The sequence below is a fragment of the Akkermansia muciniphila genome, assembly GCF_040616545.1.
GTDB lineage: Bacteria > Verrucomicrobiota > Verrucomicrobiia > Verrucomicrobiales > Akkermansiaceae > Akkermansia > Akkermansia muciniphila_E.
This window is the reverse complement of record NZ_CP156688.1, coordinates 428,991-450,362: the sequence shown is the minus strand read 5'-3', so window position 1 is coordinate 450,362 and position 21,372 is coordinate 428,991. Positions and strand designations below refer to the sequence as shown.

Annotated in this window: 15 protein-coding genes; 12 read left to right on the top strand and 3 right to left on the bottom strand. The window is 61.1% G+C overall.

Going from position 1 to position 21,372, the window contains the following annotated elements:
* Positions 1–93 precede the first annotated feature (93 nt).
* From ftsH to ABGM91_RS01875, 5 genes are all read left to right on the top strand, one after another.
* The gene (ftsH, locus tag ABGM91_RS01895) at positions 94–2,517 is read left to right on the top strand and encodes an ATP-dependent zinc metalloprotease FtsH (protein ID WP_354833257.1); all 2,424 of its coding nucleotides are present in this window, start codon (positions 94–96) and stop codon (positions 2,515–2,517) included.
* 6 nt (positions 2,518–2,523) lie between these two features.
* Positions 2,524–2,889, top strand: a complete 366-nt coding sequence (rsfS, locus tag ABGM91_RS01890; protein ID WP_290565304.1) for a ribosome silencing factor — start codon at positions 2,524–2,526, stop codon at positions 2,887–2,889.
* Between the two features lie 143 nt (positions 2,890–3,032).
* On the top strand, positions 3,033–5,534 hold the full coding sequence (mutS, locus tag ABGM91_RS01885; protein WP_354833254.1) for a DNA mismatch repair protein MutS: 2,502 nt from the start codon (positions 3,033–3,035) through the stop codon (positions 5,532–5,534).
* A gap of 1 nt (position 5,535) precedes the next feature.
* Positions 5,536–6,129 (top strand): 3'-5' exonuclease, encoded by a 594-nt coding sequence (locus ABGM91_RS01880; RefSeq protein ID WP_354833252.1) that lies wholly within the window; start codon positions 5,536–5,538, stop codon positions 6,127–6,129.
* 54 nt (positions 6,130–6,183) lie between these two features.
* Entirely contained in the window at positions 6,184–6,915 is a 732-nt protein-coding gene (locus ABGM91_RS01875; protein ID WP_354833250.1) for a GDSL-type esterase/lipase family protein, read from the top strand.
* Positions 6,916–6,957: 42 nt separating this feature from the next.
* Here the strand turns inward: ABGM91_RS01875 and ABGM91_RS01870 are convergent, their stop codons facing one another.
* Positions 6,958–9,273 carry a thioredoxin family protein gene (locus tag ABGM91_RS01870; RefSeq protein ID WP_354833248.1) on the bottom strand — a complete coding sequence of 772 codons (2,316 nt, stop codon included), beginning with the start codon at positions 9,271–9,273 and terminating at the stop codon, positions 6,958–6,960.
* Between the two features lie 80 nt (positions 9,274–9,353).
* Here ABGM91_RS01870 and ABGM91_RS01865 point away from each other — a divergent pair, with 80 nt between their 5' ends.
* The gene (locus ABGM91_RS01865) at positions 9,354–9,761 is read left to right on the top strand and encodes an OsmC family protein (protein WP_215427087.1); all 408 of its coding nucleotides are present in this window, start codon (positions 9,354–9,356) and stop codon (positions 9,759–9,761) included.
* Between the two features lie 174 nt (positions 9,762–9,935).
* Positions 9,936–10,355, top strand: coding sequence for a hypothetical protein (locus ABGM91_RS01860; RefSeq protein WP_354833246.1), 420 nt, complete (start codon positions 9,936–9,938; stop codon positions 10,353–10,355).
* Positions 10,356–10,367: 12 nt separating this feature from the next.
* Here ABGM91_RS01860 and ABGM91_RS01855 read toward each other — a convergent pair whose 3' ends face one another.
* Both ABGM91_RS01855 and ABGM91_RS01850 read right to left on the bottom strand, forming a co-directional pair.
* A complete protein-coding gene (locus ABGM91_RS01855; RefSeq protein WP_215427085.1) occupies positions 10,368–10,835 on the bottom strand; it encodes a deoxycytidylate deaminase in 468 nt (155 codons plus the stop codon).
* On the bottom strand, positions 10,825–13,437 hold the full coding sequence (locus ABGM91_RS01850; protein ID WP_354833244.1) for an MFS transporter: 2,613 nt from the start codon (positions 13,435–13,437) through the stop codon (positions 10,825–10,827). The genes ABGM91_RS01855 and ABGM91_RS01850 overlap by 11 nt, the downstream gene beginning before the upstream one ends.
* Positions 13,438–13,864: 427 nt before the next feature.
* Here ABGM91_RS01850 and ABGM91_RS01845 point away from each other — a divergent pair, with 427 nt between their 5' ends.
* The 5 genes from ABGM91_RS01845 to ABGM91_RS01825 all read left to right on the top strand — a co-directional run bounded on the left by ABGM91_RS01845 (position 13,865) and on the right by ABGM91_RS01825 (position 21,316).
* On the top strand, positions 13,865–14,422 hold the full coding sequence (locus tag ABGM91_RS01845; RefSeq protein WP_354833242.1) for a hypothetical protein: 558 nt from the start codon (positions 13,865–13,867) through the stop codon (positions 14,420–14,422).
* A gap of 83 nt (positions 14,423–14,505) precedes the next feature.
* Positions 14,506–15,393, top strand: a complete 888-nt coding sequence (locus tag ABGM91_RS01840; RefSeq protein ID WP_354833240.1) for a prephenate dehydrogenase/arogenate dehydrogenase family protein — start codon at positions 14,506–14,508, stop codon at positions 15,391–15,393.
* A 119-nt stretch (positions 15,394–15,512) separates the two neighbouring features.
* Entirely contained in the window at positions 15,513–17,732 is a 2,220-nt protein-coding gene (locus tag ABGM91_RS01835; protein ID WP_354833238.1) for a TonB-dependent receptor, read from the top strand.
* A gap of 15 nt (positions 17,733–17,747) precedes the next feature.
* Entirely contained in the window at positions 17,748–18,494 is a 747-nt protein-coding gene (locus ABGM91_RS01830) for an ABC transporter ATP-binding protein (protein WP_354833236.1), read from the top strand.
* Positions 18,491–21,316, top strand: a complete 2,826-nt coding sequence (locus ABGM91_RS01825; protein WP_354833234.1) for an ABC transporter permease — start codon at positions 18,491–18,493, stop codon at positions 21,314–21,316. The genes ABGM91_RS01830 and ABGM91_RS01825 overlap by 4 nt, the downstream gene beginning before the upstream one ends.
* The last annotated feature ends 56 nt before the right edge of the window (positions 21,317–21,372 follow it).

The window sequence follows — 21,372 nt, the reverse complement described above, 5'->3', positions numbered from 1 at the left end:
GGCAAGATGGCATGTCTCGGAAAAAAGTTTTATTTTACAAGTACTGGCGTATCATGCCGCCCGATTCATTAACTTCTGTGTGCTAACCACATTATGTCTGACAGAAAGCCTCCCATTCCACCCCGCCCCCCTAAATTTCCCGGCTCCGGGAAGCCCGAATCCCCCAACTGGGGCGTGTGGGTCATGGTTCTGCTCATTGTAGGCGTCCTTGCGTTTGGTTTTTTCACCCCTGAATCCTTTGGACTGGGGCCCCGCAAGGAAAGCCTGGAATCCTTTGAAGCCCAGTACAAGGCGGGCCGCGTGGTCCTGAACGATCCGAAGGCCCCCGTGGAGGTGGTCCTGAATGAAAACGGTTCTGAAGGCGTGATCCACGCGCTGGTTTACAAGAAGGACATCCAGCCGAAGGTGGAAATGAAACCCTTCGTGCTGTCCTATTCCATGTCCCTGCCGGACCGTGACAAGCCCCTGCTGAATGAACTTTCCGGCTACAGGGTGGCGGAAAGCCTGGACCGGACCGTGGAAGGGAAAAATGTCTCCATCATTCCTGAAGGAGCCCAGAAGCTTTCCGTGCCGGAATTCAACCGTCTGGCCATGGAAGGACGCATTGCGGGCGGTACTGACGGCCTTGTCCTGGCGGAAGATGGCAACCAGAATGTGCTGGTTGGCCAGATTGTCACCCGCGTGTGGCCTGCGGCCACGGGGGACGCCTCCGTGGACAAGCAGCGCTTTGAGCGTGTGGAAGTCCCCTTTACCCTGGAATTCCAGGGAGAGCGCGTCAAGCAGCTGCTGGGGCCGGATACCAAGTTCAAGCGTGAATCCGGCTCCTGGGGCGGCATTCTGCTGAACCTGCTGCCCATCGTGCTGATTCTGGTGATTCTCTTCTTCATGTTCCGTGCGCAGAGCGGCGGAGCCAGGGGGGCCATGAGCTTCGGCAAGAGCCGTGCGCGCCTCATTGCGCCGGACAAGAACAAGGTGACGTTCAAGGACGTGGCCGGCGTCAGCGAGGCCAAGGAGGAAGTATGGGAACTGGTGGAATTCCTGCGCAATCCGGAAAAATTCCGTGAACTGGGCGCCACCATTCCCCGCGGCGTGCTGATGGTGGGTTCTCCCGGTACGGGCAAGACCCTGCTGGCCCGCGCCATTGCCGGGGAATCCAACGCCTCCTTTTACTCCATCAGCGGTTCCGACTTTGTGGAAATGTTCGTGGGCGTGGGCGCCAGCCGCGTGCGCGATATGTTTGAACAGGCCAAGAGAACAGCCCCAAGCCTGATTTTCATTGATGAAATTGACGCCGTGGGCCGCCAGCGCGGCTATGGCATGGGCGGCGGCAATGATGAACGGGAGCAGACGCTGAACGCCCTGCTGGTGGAGATGGACGGTTTTGAAAACAATGCCAACGTGATCGTGATTGCGGCTACCAACCGCGCGGACATCCTGGACCCGGCCCTGCTGCGTCCGGGCCGCTTTGACCGGCAGGTGGTGGTGAACCTCCCGGACGTCCGGGGGCGTGAACAAATCCTGCAAGTGCACGCCAAGAAGGTGAAAATGGCTCCGGGAGTCAGTTTTGAGAGGATTGCCCGCGGCACGTCCGGCTTCTCCGGCGCCCAGCTGGCCAACCTGATCAATGAGGCCGCCCTGCTGGCCGCCCGCAAGGGATTGAAGGAAATCACGGAAGCTGAACTGGAGGAAGCACGCGACAAGGTTAACTGGGGCCGTGAACGCCGCAGCCTGGCCATTAACGAACGCGGGCGCCGCATCACTGCCGTGCATGAGGCGGGCCATGCCATCTGCCTGCTGAAAACTCCGCACAGCGAACCCCTGCACCGGGTGACCATCGTTCCCCGCGGGGGCGCCCTGGGCATGACCATGTGGCTGCCGGCGGATGACAAGATGCACCAGCTCCGGTCGGAGATGCTTGACCAGCTTGTCGTGGCGATGGGCGGGCGCTGCGCTGAACAGATTGTGTTCGGGGACGTGACCAGCGGCGCTACGGGAGACATCAAGAGCGCCACCAGCCTGGCGCGCCGCATGGTGTGCGAATTCGGCATGAGTGAAAAACTGGGCCTGATCGAATACGGCGAGCACCAGGGAGAAGTTTACATCGCCCGCGACCTGGGCACGCGTTCCCGCAACTATTCGGAATCCACGGCGGAGCTGATTGACTCGGAAGTCCGCTTCCTGGTGGACAGCGCCTATGAACGCGCCATGACCATCCTGACGGAAAACCGGGACAAGCTGGATATTCTGACGGAAGCCCTGATGGAGTTTGAAACGCTGGAAGGCTCCCAGGTCATGGACATTCTGGAGTACGGGGAAATGAAAAATCCCCCCGCCAAGGTGGTTCCCCCTCCCATGCCTTCCGATGTGGAAGAGCAGGACGGCCCGAAGGAAGACTCCGGAAAGGAGCCCGTGAAAACCGCTGAGGAAGGGAAGAAGGAGAACAAGCCGGGGGAACAGGACCCCTTTTCCTACAATCCCGTGGAGGAGTACGGCAAGGACGGGGAAGAAAAGAAGTAAGTTAATATGGAAAAAATCAATATGGTAGCCAACGATGCGATGGAACTGGCCAGGATGTGCGCCCGCGCCGCGGATGAAGCCAAGGCTGAACATGTGAAGGTGTACGACCTGCGCGGCATGTCTTCCCTGACGGATTTCATGGTGGTGTGCACGGGCCTGTCCGTCCCCCACCTGCGCGCCGTCATCCGGGGCGTGGAGGAAGCCGTTCAGGAAAAAACGGGAGTCCTTCCCACCTATGTGGAAGACACGCCCGTGGCGCTGTGGTCCGTGGTGGACTACATTGACGTGATGGTCCACATCATGGGGCAGGAGACGCGTGAGTTCTATGGAATGGACACCCTGTGGAAGGATGCCCCCGTGGTGGAATATTAATCCATTGTGATCCGGTTTTTCCCGCCGCGCCGCTGCCTGCCAGCGGCGCGGCTTTTTTGTTTTCCGGCCGCTCCTGGATTGGTTCTAACAAGATTCCAATCTTGCCTTGGGGACGGAACCGGATTACTCTTTCACCGTCATTTATGAGTAATTCCGGACCTACCGCAACGCCGATGATGGAGCAATACCTTCGCATGAAGAAGGGTTTGCCGGAAGACGTCCTGCTGTTTTTCCGGATGGGGGACTTTTATGAGATGTTCTTTGAGGACGCCAAGGATGCGTCCTCCCTGCTGGGCCTGACGCTGACCAAGCGGCACGGCATTCCGATGTGCGGGGTTCCCCATCACAGCGCGGAAGGGTACATCGGGCGCCTGGTGAAGGATGGCAAGCGCGTAGCCATTGCGGAACAGACCACCCTGCCTCAGCCGGGCAAACTGGTGGAGCGGGAGATCACCCGCGTGATTTCCGCCGGGACCCTGGCGGACATGAACCTGCTGGACTCCTCCCGCCACAATTACATCGTGGCCCTGTACAAGGATAAAAAACACTTCGGCCTGGCGTGCGTGGACCACACCACGGGGGAATTCTCCGTGGCCCAGTTTGAGCACATGGACCTGCTTCTGGATGAACTGTCCCGCATTAATCCTTCCGAGCTCCTGGTCAGCGACGAGCAGACGGAGTGTTTTCCCGGCGCCCATCCCACGCTTTATTACGACGGGTACACGTTCCTTCCTTCCACGGCCATTCCCAATCTGCTGGGCCATTTCCGGGTTCATTCCCTGGACGGCTTCGGCTGCGCGGAGATGACCGCCGCCCTGGGCGCGTCCGGCGCAGTGCTTCATTATCTGGGCTACCAGCTCCGGCGCCCCACGGATCATTTGCGCCGCATTTCCGTGCGCGCCACGGAGAACGCCGTGCTGATTGACCAGGCCAGCCAGAGGAACCTGGACCTGGTGGATTCCCGCGGCGGCGTGAAGCTTTCCCTGCTGGGAACCCTGGACAGGACGAGCACGCCGATGGGCGCGCGCAAGCTCCGGGACTGGCTGCTCCACCCCCTGTGCGATCTGGAAAAGCTCCAGGCGCGGCAGGAGATGATCGCCGTTTTATTGGAGGAGCCGTACCTGATGAGCAAGCTCCGTGACAGCCTGAAAAACGTCCGGGACATGGAGCGGCTGACGGGCCGCATTTCCCAGGGCGCGGGGAACGCCCGGGACCTCCAGGCGCTGGCCTCCTCCCTGGGCCGCATTCCCGCGCTCAGGGACGATCTGGAATCCCTGCCCGGAGGCGGGGTGATGCTGGAAAGCATCCGTTCCCGCATGGGCTGTTTTGATGAGCTGGTGGACCTGCTCCAGCGCGCCCTGGTGGATGAACCGCCCGTCACGATCAAGGAGGGCGGCATCATCCGGGAAGGGTATCACGCCGGGCTGGATGAACTGCGCCTGGCCTCCCGCGACGGGAAGGACTGGCTGGCCCGGCTTCAGGAGAAGGAGCGCAAGCGCACGGGCATTGATTCCCTGAAAATCCGCTTCAACAACGTCTTCGGCTACTACATTGAGGTGACGAAGAGCCATTACGACAAGGTGCCCCCGGATTACCAGCGCAAGCAGACGCTGGTGAACGCGGAGCGCTTCGTCACCCCGGAACTCAAACAGATGGAGAATACCATCCTGGGGGCGGACGAGCGTTCCCGCCAGGTGGAGTATGAACAGTTTCTCCTGCTGAGGGAGGAAGTGGGGCGCCACATTGACGGCATCCAGATTACGGCGGACGCCATGGCGGACCTGGACGTGCTGCTGGGACTGGCGGAGGGAGCCCAGCAGTATCAATACTGCCGCCCCGTGCTGGACGCATCCATGACCCTGCGCATTGTCAACGGACGGCATCCCGTCATTGAACAGAATATTTCCGGCGACGCGTTCGTTCCCAATGACGCCTTTCTGGAACCGGAGGAAAGCCGCCTCATTCTGCTGACCGGGCCCAACATGGCGGGCAAGAGCACCTATATCCGCCAGGTGGCCCTGATTACCCTAATGGCCCAGATCGGGGCCTATGTTCCGGCGGAGTCCGCCCACATCGGCCTGGTGGACCGCATTTTCTGCCGCGTGGGGGCCAGCGACGACCTGGCGCGCGGGCAGTCCACCTTCATGGTGGAGATGAGTGAAACTTCCCTGATTCTGAATAACGCCACGGAACGCTCCCTGATCATTCTGGATGAAATAGGGCGCGGAACCGCCACCTTTGACGGTCTTTCCATTGCGTGGGCCGTTGCGGAGTACCTGCATGACGAGCTGAAGTCCCGCACCCTGTTCGCCACGCATTACCATGAACTGACGGATCTGGCCCGTTCCCGGGCCGGGGTGCAGAATTACAACGTGGCCGTGCGGGAATGGAAGGAAGAGATCGTGTTCCTGCGCAAGATCGTGGAGGGCGCAGCGGACAAGTCCTACGGCATCCAGGTGGCCCGCCTGGCGGGCATGCCGGCCGTCATTGTAGACCGCGCCAAGACCATCCTGTCCCATCTGGAGATGAATTCCACGCGTCCCCGGAGGAAGGAGCGCGCGCGCCTGGCGGAACCCAGGGCCAAGAATACGGACATGGATGACGACATGCCCACAGGGGAATACGCCCAGCTGGAGTTGTTCTGATATGCCGCTGACCGCAGACATGATCGGCGGCCTGCGCTTTGCCGCCATTGATTTTGAATCCGCCGGGGCGGCCCGCGGAGAGACGGACCAGCCCGTGCAGATAGGCATTGCCGCATGCGCATCCCTGGAAGGGGAGCCGGAGCTGTGGACGTCCTACATTGCTACGGACAAGCCCGTCCTGTGGTCCGCTTCCCAGGTGCACGGCATCACCACGGAGATGCTGGCGGATGCCCCGTCCTTTCCGTCCCTCTGGCCGGATATCCGTTCCCGGCTGGGGGGCGCCGTGGTGGTGGGCCATAATCCCGCCACGGAGCGCAAATTCCTGCGGCGTTTTCCGGGGCACGGCTTCGGTCCGTGGCTGGATACCCTGGCCCTGGGGAAGATGTGCGCGCCGGGCCTGCCGGATTACTCCCTCTCCACCCTGTGTGATGCCCTGGGGCTCACCTCCTCCGTGGATGCGCTGCTTCCCGGCCGCCGGTGGCATGACGCGCTGTATGATGCGCTGGGCAGCCTGCTGGTCGTCCAGTTCCTGGTGCGGGAACTGAAGCTGTCCGCCCAGCCTCTGGAAGTGCTGGGCAAGGCGGTGGGGAAATAATTTTCCATTTTTCCCGGAAAGGCTGGTGCGTCGCCCATGCGTATTACAGGGAAGATGAAAGCTCCCGTTTTTCTTGCCGCTCTCGTTTTCCTCACCCTTTCTTCCGTTTTTGCGGAGAAGGCCCCGGAAAAGGTGGTTCCGGACCCCCCGGATGTTCCCAAAATGAATACGCAGCACTGGGTTCCGGCCCGTTACAAGGTGGTGCGGGAGCAGTTGCTGGGGAAGGAATGCGGCGTCCTGTTCGTGGGGGATTCCATCACGCAGGGCTGGGAACGGGAAGGTGCGGAATATTGGAAGAAGCTGTTCCTGCCGATGAAGGCTGTCAACTTCGGCGTCAGCGGAGACAGGACGGAAAGCATGCTGTGGCGCATGGAGGATACGGGGCTGGCGGTCAGGACTCCGCCGCGTTACTGCGTTCTGCTGGCCGGGACGAACAACATCGGCCTGTGGGAGGGAAAGCAGCCTGCGGAAGAAACGGTGAAGGGCATCCGGGAGGTGGCCGTGCGCCTGCTGAAGAAATTCCCGGAAACCCGTCTGGTTCTGATGGAGGTGACGCCTTACGGCCCCGACCCTTCAGCCCCTCTGCGCAAGCGGCAGGAGGAAATCAATGAACGCCTGCGCCGTCTGAATCTGCCCCGGACTACCGTTCTTTCCATCAATGGCCGCCTGCTGAATGCGGACGGGACGTTCCGGGAAGGAATGTTCCAGGACAAGGTCCATCTGACGCCTAAAGGCTACCAGGTCTGGGCGGAAGCCCTGCTGCCTCTTCTGGACCGTAAAGACTGAACCTTTCCGTGGCCGGCATCCGCCCGCGGAGGGAGGCGTTGGTCAGCGGTTCATTTCCGTTTCCAGGAATTCCAGCAGGTAGGACGGGGACAGGAGCTCCCGGGTGACGATGGGCTTTTTGCCCGGCAGATACAGGGCGTTCACGGGAACCGCCGTGCGGCCCAGGTTTTTGAGCTCCTGGTCAATGGCCGGGTTCGTGCGGGTCTTGTCCGCCTTCATCATGACGATGCCGTATTTCTTGAAGGCGGCCAGCACTTCATCCGTGTAGGACGCCTTGTTCACCTGGCAGGTGGAGCACCACCGGGCCGTGAAGTCCACATAAACGGGCTTTCCTTCGTCCAGGGCCGCCTGCATGGCTTCCGGGCTCCACGGGGTCCACACGCTCCCTTCCGCCTGATGGGCGGGAGCTGTAGCTGCGGAGGAATCCGCCGCTCCGGCTTCCCCTCCGCGGCCGAACCAGGCGGCTCCTTCCGGAGGAAGCATGTAGTACAGGCCGGCCAGCAGGAAAATCACGGAGAAGACGCCCCCCGTGATGCGGGATTTCCGGCTGCGGTACATGGGGCACCATCTGCCGTACACCCAGAAGGCCATGGAGAACAGCACCAGGCCGAAGAACAGGAACAGGATGTCCTGCGGATGGTTGTCCGCGTCAAAGAACGCAATGTAAATCCACAGGAAATAGGCGGCGGTGCCGAACATCAGGAAGGACATGGACTGCTTGAAGGATTCCATCCACGCTCCCGGTTTGGGCAGGTATTTGGTCAGGACGGGGAAGGCGCCCAGAATGATGTAGGGCAGGGACATCCCCAGGCCCATCATGGTCAGGCAGAGCACGATGCCCAGCGGCGGCTGGAGCATGGCCGCGCCGATGGCCTGCCCCAGGAACGGAGCGCTGCACGGGGTGGAAATGACCGTAGCCAGGGCGCCGGACCAGAAGGAGCCGGCATAGCCCTTCTGGTGCTGGAGGTCGTTGCCCATGGTGGTGGCCTTCACGCCTATTTCAAAGACGCCGAACATGCTCAGCCCCATGGCGAGCATCAGGCCCAGCAGGCAGAAGTTCACCCAGGGGTTTTCAAACCAGAAGGCCCAGTTCACCACGCCTTCCGCGCCGTGGCCCAGCCAGAAGTCACTGCTGAAAATGCCGGGTCCCGCGGGCGCGCTCCAGTCAAACATGTTCGCTTTCAGGGCAATCAGGATGGCCGTGATGACCCAGAAGGAGATCAGGATGCCCAGCACGAAGGTCAGGGAGTGGGCCAGCACTTTCCTCCGTTCGCCCCCGCCCAGCTGGACGAAGCTCATGATCTTGAGGCCTATCACCGGGAAGACGCACGGCATCACGTTCAGGATAATGCCGCCGATAAACATGAAAAACATGATTTCCCCCAGCCCCATCAGCGGCGGCGCGGGAACGGGGCCGGAAGATGCGGCGGGCGTTTCCATTCCTGTCATTGCCGCCTGTGCCCCCTCGGAAAAGGGGCGGGTGTCCGCCGTGATATTGACGCCTTCCTTTCCGGCGCGCAGGATGCCGGAGAGGACGGCCAGCGGCTTTCCCTTGCCTGCGTCCGGCAGGTTGTTGGGGTACAAGCCATCCGTGGTATCATTGTACTGCATGGACAGCTCGTAATTGGAGTCGTCCAGCTTCTTGAAGGTCTGGGGCGTGGTGGGGTTGATTTCCCCTTCGTTGCAGAAAAAGTAGACGGAATCTTCCGGGAGCGGCTGTCCGTTTGTCCTGAGGTGCAGGGTGACGGTCTTCCCTTCCTGGGAAATGCGGGCTTTCAGCCCTTCCGCCCAGGCGGGAGTGGAAAGCCCCACGAGGCCGCCCGTCAGCCCGTCCGCATCGGGAGCAGCCTGGCCGTCTCCGCGTTTCAGCGTAACGCTGAAGTCTTTCGTTTCCGGAGAGGCGCACTGTTCCGCGCACATTTGCCACGTCATGGTGGTGGTGAAGGTGGCCTCCGCAGGGGCGTCCTTCTCCGGAGTCACGCGGAAGGCCATTTTTGCCGTTCCGCTGTAACCGTAAAAATCCACGATCCCTTTTCCCAGTTCCGGGACTTGCCAGAAGGGGCCCTCCACCCGGAAACCGGGCACAGGTTTAAGCGCCGCTTCCATGGGAAGGCCTACGGTTCCCGGATTCCTGTAATAAACGTGCCAGTGGTCCGGCAGCGCCAGTTCCGCCACGATGACGAAGGGAGCTTCACCATAGGACGTGACGGTAGCCTTGGAAGTTCCGGAAGCCTGGGGGGACCCGGAATCTCCCGCGCCGCCAAAGCCCATGGCCCCGAAGTCCTGTGCCGCTCCCGTACTGCAAACCCCGGCAAAAATACCCAGGGAAACGGCCGCGGCTTTCAAAAAGGTTCTCATGACAAGCAGAGAACCATAAACAAGGGGGGGATTCAATGTTTGTGTGTTGCATGGTGCGGCGGCTTGTATAAAATACGGTCATGGTAAAAACTAAAACGACGTACGAGGGCGGCCTCCGCTGCTCCATGGTTCACGAACCTTCCGGGGCCACGTTCTCCACGGATGCCCCCGTGGATAACAATGGCAAGGGGGAATCCTTCTCCCCCACGGACCTTGTGGGCGCGGCCCTGGCAGGCTGCATGAGCACGATCATGGGCATCGTGGCCGCACGCAAGGGCCTTAAGCTGGAAGGCATGACAGTGGAAGTGGGCAAGCACATGAACGCGGAACCCCGCCGCATCGGAAAGCTGGAAGTAGTGATCACCGTGCCCCTTCCTGCGGATCATCCGGACAGGAAGATGCTGGAGCAGGCCGCGCTGAGCTGCCCCGTGAAGCACAGCCTGCATCCCGACATTGAAATCCCCATCACCTGGAACTGGGTTGGTTGACGGCCATCCGTGTTTTCTTGAAACCGCCTGTGAAAACAGGCGGTTTTTTTATAAGATGAAAAAATGTTGGAAAAATGAGATAATAGTTGAGTAAACTTGACTTGTATTTTTCTGTTGTGCATTTTCCCGGGCATGAAGAAGTTTTTTTCTGTCCTGTTTTTGCTTCCTGTGCCGATGGTTGGGCTCTTGTCCGGATGCGGGGGAGGTTCGGGAAAATCCGGAGATGACGGGAATGTTTCCCTGAGCGGGCAGCAGGTGAGCCTGTTTGAGGGCGGAACCATGCTGTACAGGCTCCAGTTCGGCGCGCAGGATGCGGACGTCATCAGGATGGAGACGAGAACCGTGTATGATGGAGTTTACACGTACCGGTTCAATGAAGGCGCCAATTCCGGCGTTCTGAATATTTCCCCGGCTTCAAACAGCGTCGCCGCGTGCTCCATGAGGGATGTGAATATTTCCTTTGACGATTCCGGAAGGGAGGCGGGCGTGGTTGTTTCAGGAACCATCACGGAAACCGGGCCCGATCTGGACTTCTCCATTGACGGCGTTCCCCGCCCCATGGCCGGATGGACCTGCCGCGTGCACCGGGATTAGCCTCCCGGAGGCTCAACAGTCCAGAACAAGGGGGAAGTGCCGGCTGAGCGGGTAATCCGTGACCTGGATCAGTTCCACGCCGTAAAGGCTGGCAATGGCGGGAGCCTCTGATTTTTCATACGGCTCACAGTAATAGATGGTTTTCACGCCGTGGGCGCACAGGGCCTGCATGCATGAGGTGCAGGGCATCGTGGTGCATGCCACCACCCTGGCTTCCCCCCTCCGGAACAGGCTGCACAGGTTGATCTCCGCGTGCAGCATGTACTTCTGGCGTTCATCCCGGCTGGCCCAGAAGGTGTCCTGCGCCTTGAATCCGGGATACAGGCCGTTGTAGGCGGTGCCGATCACGCGGTTGTCCGCGTCCAGGGCGGCGGCCCCCACCTTGCGGTACGGGTCTTCCGAGCGCAGCGCGGCCGCATGCGCCAGCGTCATTACATACTGCGGGATGGGGAGGCGGGAGGGAGAGGTGCTATTGCTCATGGTTGGAGGATTGGAGTTCCGCCAGGAATCCGGATTCATCCAGATACAGGTTGGGCGGCAGGGAATAAGGGGTGGGGAGCGTTGCCCCGGCGATGACGTTGGACAGGGGGGGCTTCAGGTAGAAGCCGGGCAGCAGGCGTCCTCTGGTTCTGGCCCTCATGCCGAGCTGCACGGTGCCGTCATCCAGCTTGAAGACGCTTCTCTTCATGGACATGGCCAGGATGATGCCGCGGTCCGTGGCGAAGCAGGGGCGCCACCCGATGTTGGGAAGCACCAGGTCCCCGGAGCCGCTGAAATCATAAAACGGCGTCCGCGTCTCCGGCACCAGGCCGTACAGCCTGCGGCGCAGGAAGTCGGAGCCCGCCACCTGCTTGATGCCTTCCGGCATGCTGTGGTCCGTGTCTCCAATGAGGTACACGGGGGTGCTGGTGAGGATGGGCCACAGAACGGAAGCCACCGTCTCATGCACCTCGTCATGCCCCACGCTGGTCAGCAGCAGTTCACGGGGCTGGAGGGAGTTCACGCGTTCAAGCTGCTGGGCGTTCATCCAGAAATCGCACAGGCGGCTCTGGGAGCGGGAGCTGTCCAGCAGGTTGGCCAGCCATTTCCTGAGTTCCGGATGTTCCGCGTCCACGGTGTCGTTCATCAGGCATTCCGCAATTTCATACCCGGTGAGCCGTGCGTTTTTAGCGATGACCAGCGGCTTGTGGGCGATGCGTTCCAGATGGTTCAGGATGGTATCCCGGCCGATGCTGGCGGCAATTTCCAGGCAGGTGGAGGAAAGTTCCCGCAGGGTGTTGATGACGATGCGGGGGTTGACGGCTTCAGGCGCAATGGGTTCTCCGATGGCCGCGGTGAAGCGGTAGGGAATGCGGAGGGGGGCCTTGGAGAAAAAGCGGTTGCCGGAGTAGGAGAAGATGCTCCCCCACAGCTCGTCCATGTAAATGGGGACGATGGGGCAGCTTGATTTTTTGGCCAGCATTTCCAGGCCCTTGCGCGCCGCGCAGAGGGTGCCCGTGCGGGTGAGCTGGCCTTCCGGGAAGATGCAGATCACTTCCCCGGCCTTGAGGGCCTGGATGGCCTTGGACAGCGCTTCACGGGGGTTCCGGGAGGAAATGGGGAGGCAGTTGAAGAGTTCCAGAATCCAGCCGAGCCAGCGGATGGCTACGAACTCCTCCGCCACGATGAAGCGGATGGGGCGCGGGCAGATGAGGGAAAGGAAGAGCGCGTCCCCGTAAGTGACGTGGTTGGAAACGATGATGGCTCCCCCGTCCTCCGGGATGCGGTCCTGGTGGATGATGCGGGAGCGGTACACGATGCGCATGATCCACAGGCCCATCATGCGGATGAATTCACGGGGAATGAGGCGGAACGCCACAATCGTGATGCCCGCGCCCAGGGCCGCCAGCACCCAGAACTGGTTCTGGATGGAGAAGATGTTCCTCAGCATGAGCTGGACGCCGACGGCCACCAGGCCCATCAGGCAGTCCATCAGGTTGCCTGCGGCAATCACCGTGCTGCGGTTGGATGGGTCGCAATTATCCTGAAGGTGGGCGTTCAGCGGCACCAGGTATGCGGCGGCAAAGGCCCCCGTGATGCCGAAGCCGATGTTGCTGGGCAGGGAGCCGGGAGCGAAGAAGGACATGAAAATGCAGCCGATCGTGAACCCGATGGCGCCCAGGGGGATGAGCCCCAGTTCAATTTTCTTGCGGCAGATGATGGAGGCGATCACGCCGCCCACCACGGTGCCGCCGCTGAGCCACGCCATGAGGATGGCCGCGGACATGCTGAAGCCTGTGCCGTCAATCGGATGCTCCTGGGCGATTTGCAGGGAGATCAGCATCAGGGCTCCGGCCAGGAACCAGAAGTAGGAGACGCCTATTTCACTCAGCCGCAGGTCGCGCTGGCTCCACAGGTACTTGAGCTGCACGAAGTGCTCGTAAAATAGCTTCCATTCGAATTTCCGGGTCTGGTTGGCCGGATACCGGGGGAGGGACAGGGCCGCGATGGCTACCGGAACGGCGATGCAGGTGAGGATGAGCGTGGGGAAGGCGGCCGCTTCCCAGCCGTCATTGGAGGAGACTTGCAGGATGTCAAACCAGACGAAAATGCCGATCTGGGCCGCCAGCATGGACAGGATCAGGCTCATTTCCATCAGGCCGGAGGCATAGCCCAATTGCCGGGAGCCCACCATGTCCTTGACCACCCCCTTTTTTGCCGGGCTCAGGATGGTTGCCTGGACGGAAAAGACGCAGAACCAGAAAACGGCCATTTCAATATTCTCATACTTGTAGCACAGGAACATGGCCCCCAGCACCAGGATCTGGAGGAAGGACATGAACTGGATGATGCGTGCCTTGCAGAAGCAGTCCGCCAGCCAGCCGACGAAGGGGGAGAACAGGATATAGGGGAGTACGAAGATGCAGGCCAGAATGTACTGGAGGGAGTTGACCCAGGAATCCGGTCCGTACACGGCGCTGTTGGCGGCCAGCCAGACGCCCAGCGGAATCAGCAGGAACTGGGCGGCTTTTTCATTAAAGGCGTTCTGGGCTTGAATGAGAATCAGGGAATAAAACCCCCTCCATTCTTTTTTTGAGGGCATTTTTTTCTTAGATGTCTGTACGTCATCCATGTGGGCGGATTGTAGCAGATCACAGGGGGTAGGGAAGGATAATCTGTTTCCGCAGGGCGGGGCCGGAGCGTGCCCTGATGGGGCTGGAGAGGCCGGGAAACCACGGGATGGGAACAGGGTGGCTTCCATGAGGGACAGGATGGACAGCAAGAGGACAGCGGGGCATCATCTGCTCCCTCCGCCTGTCCGGACCGGGCTATTACGGGTTATTTCCCCGCTTTTTCCGGAGAAAAAGGCATTCCGCCGGCAGCAAGCCCCATGCGGCTTTGCGCAAATGCGCTGCCAGGGACCGGAGAATCCTTGTCATGAAGCGGTTCGGCAAACAGGCTTTATGGTTGACATGAGGGTGGGGGGCCGTAGGATGCTGGCAGAAAGCTATCACCCGAAGAGAGATCATATGAATACTTCCCAGACGATAGGCGTGCTGCTGGCCGCAGGCGCAATTCTTCTGCCTTCCTGTGAAACGGAACGCGTGAATGAACGCCCAATAGGCATTTATCCTACGGAAAATGTCTACCCGTCCGGCTCTGGCTCCCAGGGCAGCAGCCTGTTGAATGAAATTCAGCGTGAAAATTCTCTGGACCCGGCAGGGGGGCAGAATTCCGGCTTTAATCCGGATCCGGCCCAGACCAATTCCGGAACCATCGGCAACCTGGTGGGCGGCAGCAATAACATTACGCCGCCCGCGCCTGTCGTCCCGAAGCCCGTCGTTCCCAATCCCGTGGGTGATGCTTCCAGTTCCGGCATTGCCGCTCCCAGGCCCGTGGAGCCTTCCGCTCCCTCTTCCATTCCCGTGGCATGGCCTACGGCGGACCCCACCGTGGTGGTCAGCCCGTATGACCGCACCAAGAAGATCAAGATTCTGAACAGGAGCACCAACAAGCCCTATCCTTCCGGCACCGTGCTGCGCGACACCAACTTCCCGAATGAAGTCAAAAAGTTCCGCGTGCCCTGATGCCGCCGCCGCAGAACCATGATGTCCGCGCCCCTGAGCATCCCGCATGTTCCGGGGCGCTGACGTATCCGCCTGTGAAAACCATGAGCGAGCCTTCCCGCAAACAGCTTTCCTTTTCCTCCATCGCCATTCTCGGCCCCGGCCTTCTGGGCGGGTCCCTGGCGCTGGCCGTGAGGGCGCAGATGCCCCATGCCCACGTGCGCCTGTGGGGCAGGAGGGAGGAGCCATTGGAATACGCCCGGGCTTCCGGAGCGGCGCATCGCGCCTCCACCCGGGTGGAAGAGGTGGTGGAAGGTGCGGACCTGGTCATACTCGCTACCCCGGTAGGCGTGATGGCGCGCCTGGTTCCCGGCCTGCTTCCCCTGCTGAAGCCGGGCGCCCTGGTGACGGACGTGGGTTCCGTGAAAGGCTGCGTTCACCAGGCCGTGGGTTCCGCCCTGACGGAAGCCGGAGTGGCGTTCATCGGCTCCCATCCCATGGCCGGCTCTGAAAAGCAGGGCATGGAGCATGCCACCGGAGAACTTTTCCGGGACGCCACCTGCATCCTGACGAATGACGAGCACGTGCATGAGGACATGCTGCTGCTGCTTCAGCGGTTCTGGGAGCGCGTGGGCTGCCATTGCATCCGGATGAAAGCGGCGGACCATGATTCTTCCGTAGCCCGTATTTCCCACATTCCGCATGCGTTGTCCGCCCTGTGCGTCCACGCCGCCCTGGACGGGGGGGATGTGGAGCGCCTGGGGCTGATTTCCGCCGGAGGGTTCCGGGACACCACCCGTGTTTCCATGGGGGAACCGTCCATGTGGGCGGAAATCCTGACGGAAAATGCCCCTGCCGTCCTGGACCGGCTGGATGCCGCGCTGTCCCATCTGGGTGAGGTGCGGAACCGTCTGGCCTCCGGGGACAAGGAGGCGCTCCGGGAGTGGCTGAAAGCCGCGGCGGAGAGCCGTGCGCGCGCCCTTGGCCTGTAAGGGGCGCCGGGATTTTCCGCGGATGGATGTGCCTTGGCAGGAAGGGAGAAGGGTTTCCTGTTATCAAATTGTTAACAATCCGGGATGGACGGAGGTCCGTTCCTTTTTATACTTGCCCCATGCGTTTATCCAACACGAATACCCCCCGCCATCATCTCAAGGGGCGTGGACTGCACCGCGCCGCCGCCATCGGGAGCCTGCTCGTCCTTGGCCAGTCGGCCTATGCCGAGACAAAACCCGCCGCAGCAGAGGAGGGCGTTCAGGAAATGCCGGAACGTGTGATGACCATCCGTTCCAAATCCCTGCGGGCGGAGACGGTCAGTTCCGCCACCCTCACGAACATGAAGACGGAGGAGGTGCCGCAGACGGTGAACGTCATTACGCGTGACCTGATGGATTCCAAGGGTTCCGATTCCCTGGTGGAAGCCCTGCGCATGGATTCCTCCGTCAATACGGGCGGGGACATGCTGCTGTCCCGCACGGCGGACCAGTACACCATCCGCGGTTTTGCGGGCAGCGACGTGCAGATAGGCAACATGCCTCTTCCCCGCGGCATGGGGTACGGCATGGATACGTCCCTGATTGAAAATATTGAAATTGTCAAAGGTCCCATCGGGTCCATTTCCGGCGGCCAGACCAGTACGCTCGGGGCATACGGCGCCGGAGGTTCCATCAACCTGATCCTGAAGGAGCCTGATTTCGTGGAACGGACGGAATTGACGGCTTACGCCCGCCTTTCCCACCACGGGCAGAAGTACCGCGCAACGATTGACGACACCCGGTACAGGGGGGATGAAACGGAGGGGTTTGCCCTGCGCACGGTGGTAGCTGCCGAGTATGAACGTCCGTTCTGGCTGAGCAACGGAGCCAACGGGGGCCAGAAGTACACGGTTTCCCCCATTTTCCGCTGGCAGCATGATTCCCGCACCAAGACGGTGCTGACGACCAGTTTCCAGTATCAGAATTCCCCGACGACCATGGGCATCCCCGTGCTGGGCGGCCATTTTGTGGGGCCTTATGACGCCTGGTACGGCTCTCCGAGCGGAAGGCTCAATTCCAAATCCCTGCTGGCGATGCTGGACTTTGAACGCAAGCTGGAAAGAGTCTGGACGATCCGCATCGGCGGCGGCATGGGCTACAGCGATGTAGACTACAATGTCTGGGGCATTTCTTCTTCCGCCGGACGGGGGATGAGCACGGAGGATTATTACAATGAGATGATCTCTTCCGGAAAGGCCAAGTATGAAGCCGCCTGGAGCGACGAGTGGAACATCAACTGGAATTTCTATTCCAACGCCCTGGCGGAGTTCAAGACCGGGCAGGTGGAGCATGAAGCCCTGATGGGCGTCTCCTATACGGGGAGCAGCACCTATGGAGACGGTTCCAGCCTGGTGACGAACGCTACCGCGAACACGAACGGTTATTTCTCCCTGTACAATCCTCCGCCCTTTTTCCCTGCGGGGCGCGATTATTCCGGCGTCAACGCGACGGATACCGTGGTTCAGCGGGCGGGCCTGTTGCTCCAGGACGTTCTTAGTTACGGACAGTGGCGCTTCCTGGCCGGCGTGCGCGGGGACGCCCATTTCAGCCTGGACAATAATTACGCGTTTGCGTGGAGCCCCCGCTTCGGAGTTACCAGAATGTTCGGCGAACGCGTCGCGCTGTTCGCCAATGCGGCCCGGACTTCAGCCCCTAATTTCGGATACCTGGATGAAAATGGCAAGGAACTGACCGACGCCTGGCGTACGGACCAGATGGAATTCGGCTTCCGGGTCAGCCCGGTGGACAAGGTGTGGTTCTCCGCTTCCTGGTTTGACATTATCCAGAACAATACGCCCGTAGCCATAGACGGCTATACCAACCGGTACTATTCGGACGGCTCCAAGAGGGCGGAAGGCGTGGAACTTTCCCTGAACGGGGAAATCACCAAGAACTGGAGTTCCTACCTTTCCTACACCTACACGCGGACCAAGAACCGGACCTCCGGGGAAGTGTATCCCACCATCGCTCCGAATGCGCTGGCCCTGTGGCAGAAGTACCGCATTGACGGCGGCCTGATGAACGGCACCGTGCTGGGCCTGGGCTACCGCTGCAAGGATTCCTACTACGCCACGTTCCGCGGCGCAAAGATTGCGGACAATTACACCATCCCCTCCTACAGCGTGTTTGACTTCACGGTGGAAATCCCCCTGCCGGAAAAATGGCTGAAGGACGCCACCCTGAGGCTGGCCGTGTACAACATCTTTGACAAGAAGTACGTGCAGTCCACCCGCCACGCCGTGCAGTGCACGGTGGGCGAGCCCCGCACGTTTGAAGTAGGCCTGAAGACCACCTTTTAACCATTCCCTCCAGTCATGAGTTCTCCCGTCATTTCCGTCACCCGCCTCAAGCGCAGCTTCAAGTCCGGTTCCGAGGACATAGCCGTTCTGAAAGACATCAGCCTCACCGTGAACCGGGGAGAGTTCGTTGCCGTCATGGGCGCGAGCGGCTCCGGAAAAAGCACCCTGCTGAATGTGCTGGGCGGCCTGCTGCCTCCGGATGCGGGCACGGTGACGGTGGACGGGCTGGACCTCGGTTCCATGTCTGATGCCGCCCTGACGGTATACAGGCGGGACCGCGTGGGATTCATTTTCCAGATGTTCAATCTGGTGGGAACCCTGAATGTGGAGGAAAACATCCTGCTGCCCTCCCTGGCGGGGGGCAGGAAAGTGGCTCCCTCCGCGCTGGACTCCATGATTGAAAAAGTGGGGCTGTCCCATCGGCGTCACGCCATGCCGGATACGCTCAGCGGCGGGGAACAGCAGCGCGTGACGATTGCCCGCGCGCTGGTCTCCGGCCCGGCCCTGGTGCTGGCGGATGAACCCACGGGGAACCTGGATTCCGAGAATACGCGGCTCATGGGCGATCTGTTCCGGGACCTGCACCGCACGCAGGGTTGCGCCTTCGTGCTGGTGACGCATGCTCCGGACGTAGCCATGTGGGCGGACCGGGTGGTTGTGCTCAAGGACGGCCTCATTGTGGACGACAGGCCTACGGCGGAATTTGCCGGGCCTGCGGAACTGTCCTCCTTCTATGAACGCACGCTCAATGACGCCATATGACGCTGCTGCCCAAACTGATTTGGAGGGATCTGGTTGCCACCCCCGGACGGGTAGCGGTCAGCGTGTTTGCCATCCTCGTCTCCGTCAGCCTCATCGTCTGGATGATGGGGAGCTATGATACGCTGGTCAGGGAGTTTGACAACGATGCCGAGGCTTACATGGGAAGCTACGATCTTTGCCTGGTGCCGGAGGCCCCGCGCGGGCCGCTCCCTCCCGGGAAGTACCCGCAGTTCTCTGATCCGGAGCTGGCTTCCCGCCTGGCCGCCTCCCCCCTGGTGGAATCCGTCAACGCCGCGTGGCAGGTGCCCCGCCTGCAGATCGGCTGCGGGAATGAACGCGGCAGTTTTGACGAGCAGACGCGCGACCGCATGGGGATACCCCCCCAGAGCCCCATCATGGTGGGGAACCATGCCGTGGAATGCCCGTATGATCTGAAAGAGGGCGTCTGGCCGGATATGGCTTCCTCCAATGACATGGTGGGCGTGCTGGGCAGCGGAAGCGCCAAATACTTCCGCGCGGGCGTGGGAACCGTCATGAACGTACGCGTGGGAACGCATGTGTATGATGTGAAAGTCGTGGGCATCGTCAAGCAGGCGAAGGCCACTCCCGGCGTCATCATGGGGCCGGGAGGCATGTCCGGACCCGCCTTTTCCTCCCTGTTTGTGCCCGTCAAGGTGTGTGAAAAAATCACCGGTCAGGCTTTTTCCCCCAATTTGATTTACGTCCGGCTCAAGGAAGGGGTGGACAAAAAGGAATTTGCGGACAGCTTCCGGGAGGAGCTGAAACGCTCCTCCGCCGTGGTGGCGGATACGGATTCCATCATCCGGCGGCTTTCCAGCGACCGTTCCGTGCGCTCGCAGAAGGAAAGTGCGGAAATGTCCGTGTGGCTGGTTCTCTTTTCCTGCGTCTTCATCATTTTCACGACCTTGAGCATCGGCGTCAGCGAACGCACCCGCAGGCTGGCCCTGATGCGCGCGCTGGGCATGAGCCGCATGCAGGTTGCCCTGCTGATTGTGGGGGAGGGGCTGTTCCTGTGCGTTCCCGCCCTGCTGGGCGGCCTGGCCGCGGGATTCTGCCTGGTGTACCTTTTGGAAGAAGGGGCTGCTTCCATGCCCACCCTGACCTGGACGACGGTGCTGGTTGCCGCGGCGTGCGCCGTGGGCGGAGCGCTGCTGGCCTCCGTTATTCCCGCGTGGCGCGCCTCCCGCCAGTCTCCGCTGGAGGCCGCCGTTCCCTCCTCCGGGCTCATGGGAAAGGTCAGCCGCGTTCCCGTGTGGTCCGTCGCGGCGGGGCTGATATGCGTATGCCTACAGCCGGCGGCTCTGCTTCTGCCGGGCCTGGAGGTGGAAACGCGCAAGTGGATCTTTTTCTGGCTGGGGTATCCCGGCCTGGTGGCCGGGGCGCTGTTCCTGGCCCCCGCCTTTGTGCGCGTGACGGAGTGGGCCGGAGCATGGCTTACCGGACTGCTGCTGCGCGTGCCGCATGCCTTCCTGAAGGTGCAGCTCAGCCGGAATCTCAGCCGTTCCGTGGGAACGGCGGTGTCCATGTCCGTGGGGCTGTCCCTCTTTGTGGGGGTGCAGACGTGGGGCTACTCCATGCTCGTTCCCTTCTCTCCGGATGCGTCCACGCCCGGCACGCTGGTTTCCTTCCTTCATACGGAGTTCAAATCTTCCGACGTTCCCGGGCTGATGGCGCGGCCCAGCCTGCGGAATGCACGGATGTATCCCATTTACGTGGATGAGCCGGACATAGCCCCGGCGCAGATGAAAAGCCCCGGTTTTTCCGGGATGCGCAACCGTTCCATTGTGCTGGCGGGCATTCCCGTGGCGGAAATGGCGCAGGGAAGCGATCCCCTGTTCAAGCCCGTGTTCGTTTCCGGCAATCCGCAGGAAGCCTATGCCATGCTGAAATCCACCCGCTCCCTCCTGATTCCGGACACGTTTGCCCGGACGGTGGGGCTGAAGGCCGGGGATGACCTGATGCTGGTGAATCCGGCCCTTCAGGGGCGCCGCCCCGGGAATGCCCCGTCTGCTGGCGCTTCCGGCAGGGGGACGGGGCCCGGCATGCAGGGGGAACCCTGGAAAGTGGCGGGAGTGGTTTCTTTCCCCGGCTGGCACTGGCTGACCAAGACCAGCGGCATGCGCGTGCGCCGCGGCGGTTTTGTGGCCGCCCTGGCGATTACTGATGAACGCTGGCTCAAGGAGGACTACGGGCACCAGGGGTTCCAGTTCATCTGGGGGAATACCGCTCCCGGAGTGAGCCATGTGGAGCTTCAGGATGACTTGGGAGAATATGCCCTGGAGAACGTGAGCCGGAAGGAAAACGGCACGGAAGGAGTGAAGCCGCTGGTGAAGGCATTGACCCGGGAAAGCCTGGGTGGAAGCGTCACCAGCCGCGGGGACGACGTGATTTTTACCATGAGCAAGCTTCCCATCATCATGATGGTGATTGCCGTGTTGGCCGTGCTCAATACCGTGCTGGCCTCCGTCCAGTCCCGCCGCCGGGAATTCGGCCTGATGAGGGCGGTGGGCGTGCCGGGCGGCATGGTGATGCGCATGCTTTGGGCGGAAACGCTGATGATTTCCCTGTGCGCCGTTGTCATGAGCGTGGCGCTGGGCGTGCTGGGTGCCTGGTGCTCCATCCAGATTCTGGAATACGGCTACCACTTCGGCATCGTCACCCCTCCCGTCACGATGCCCTGGGCCCATCTGGGTTATGCCGTGCTGCTGGTGCTGGCGCTCTCCACACTGGCCTGTCTCCTGCCCGCATGGCGCATGAAGCGCGCTTCCGTAACGGATTTGCTTTCCGTCCGCGAGGGGTAGGAAAGAGGGAAATGGATAGAACTGGTCTTTTTTATTTATTATCATAAAAACATTGT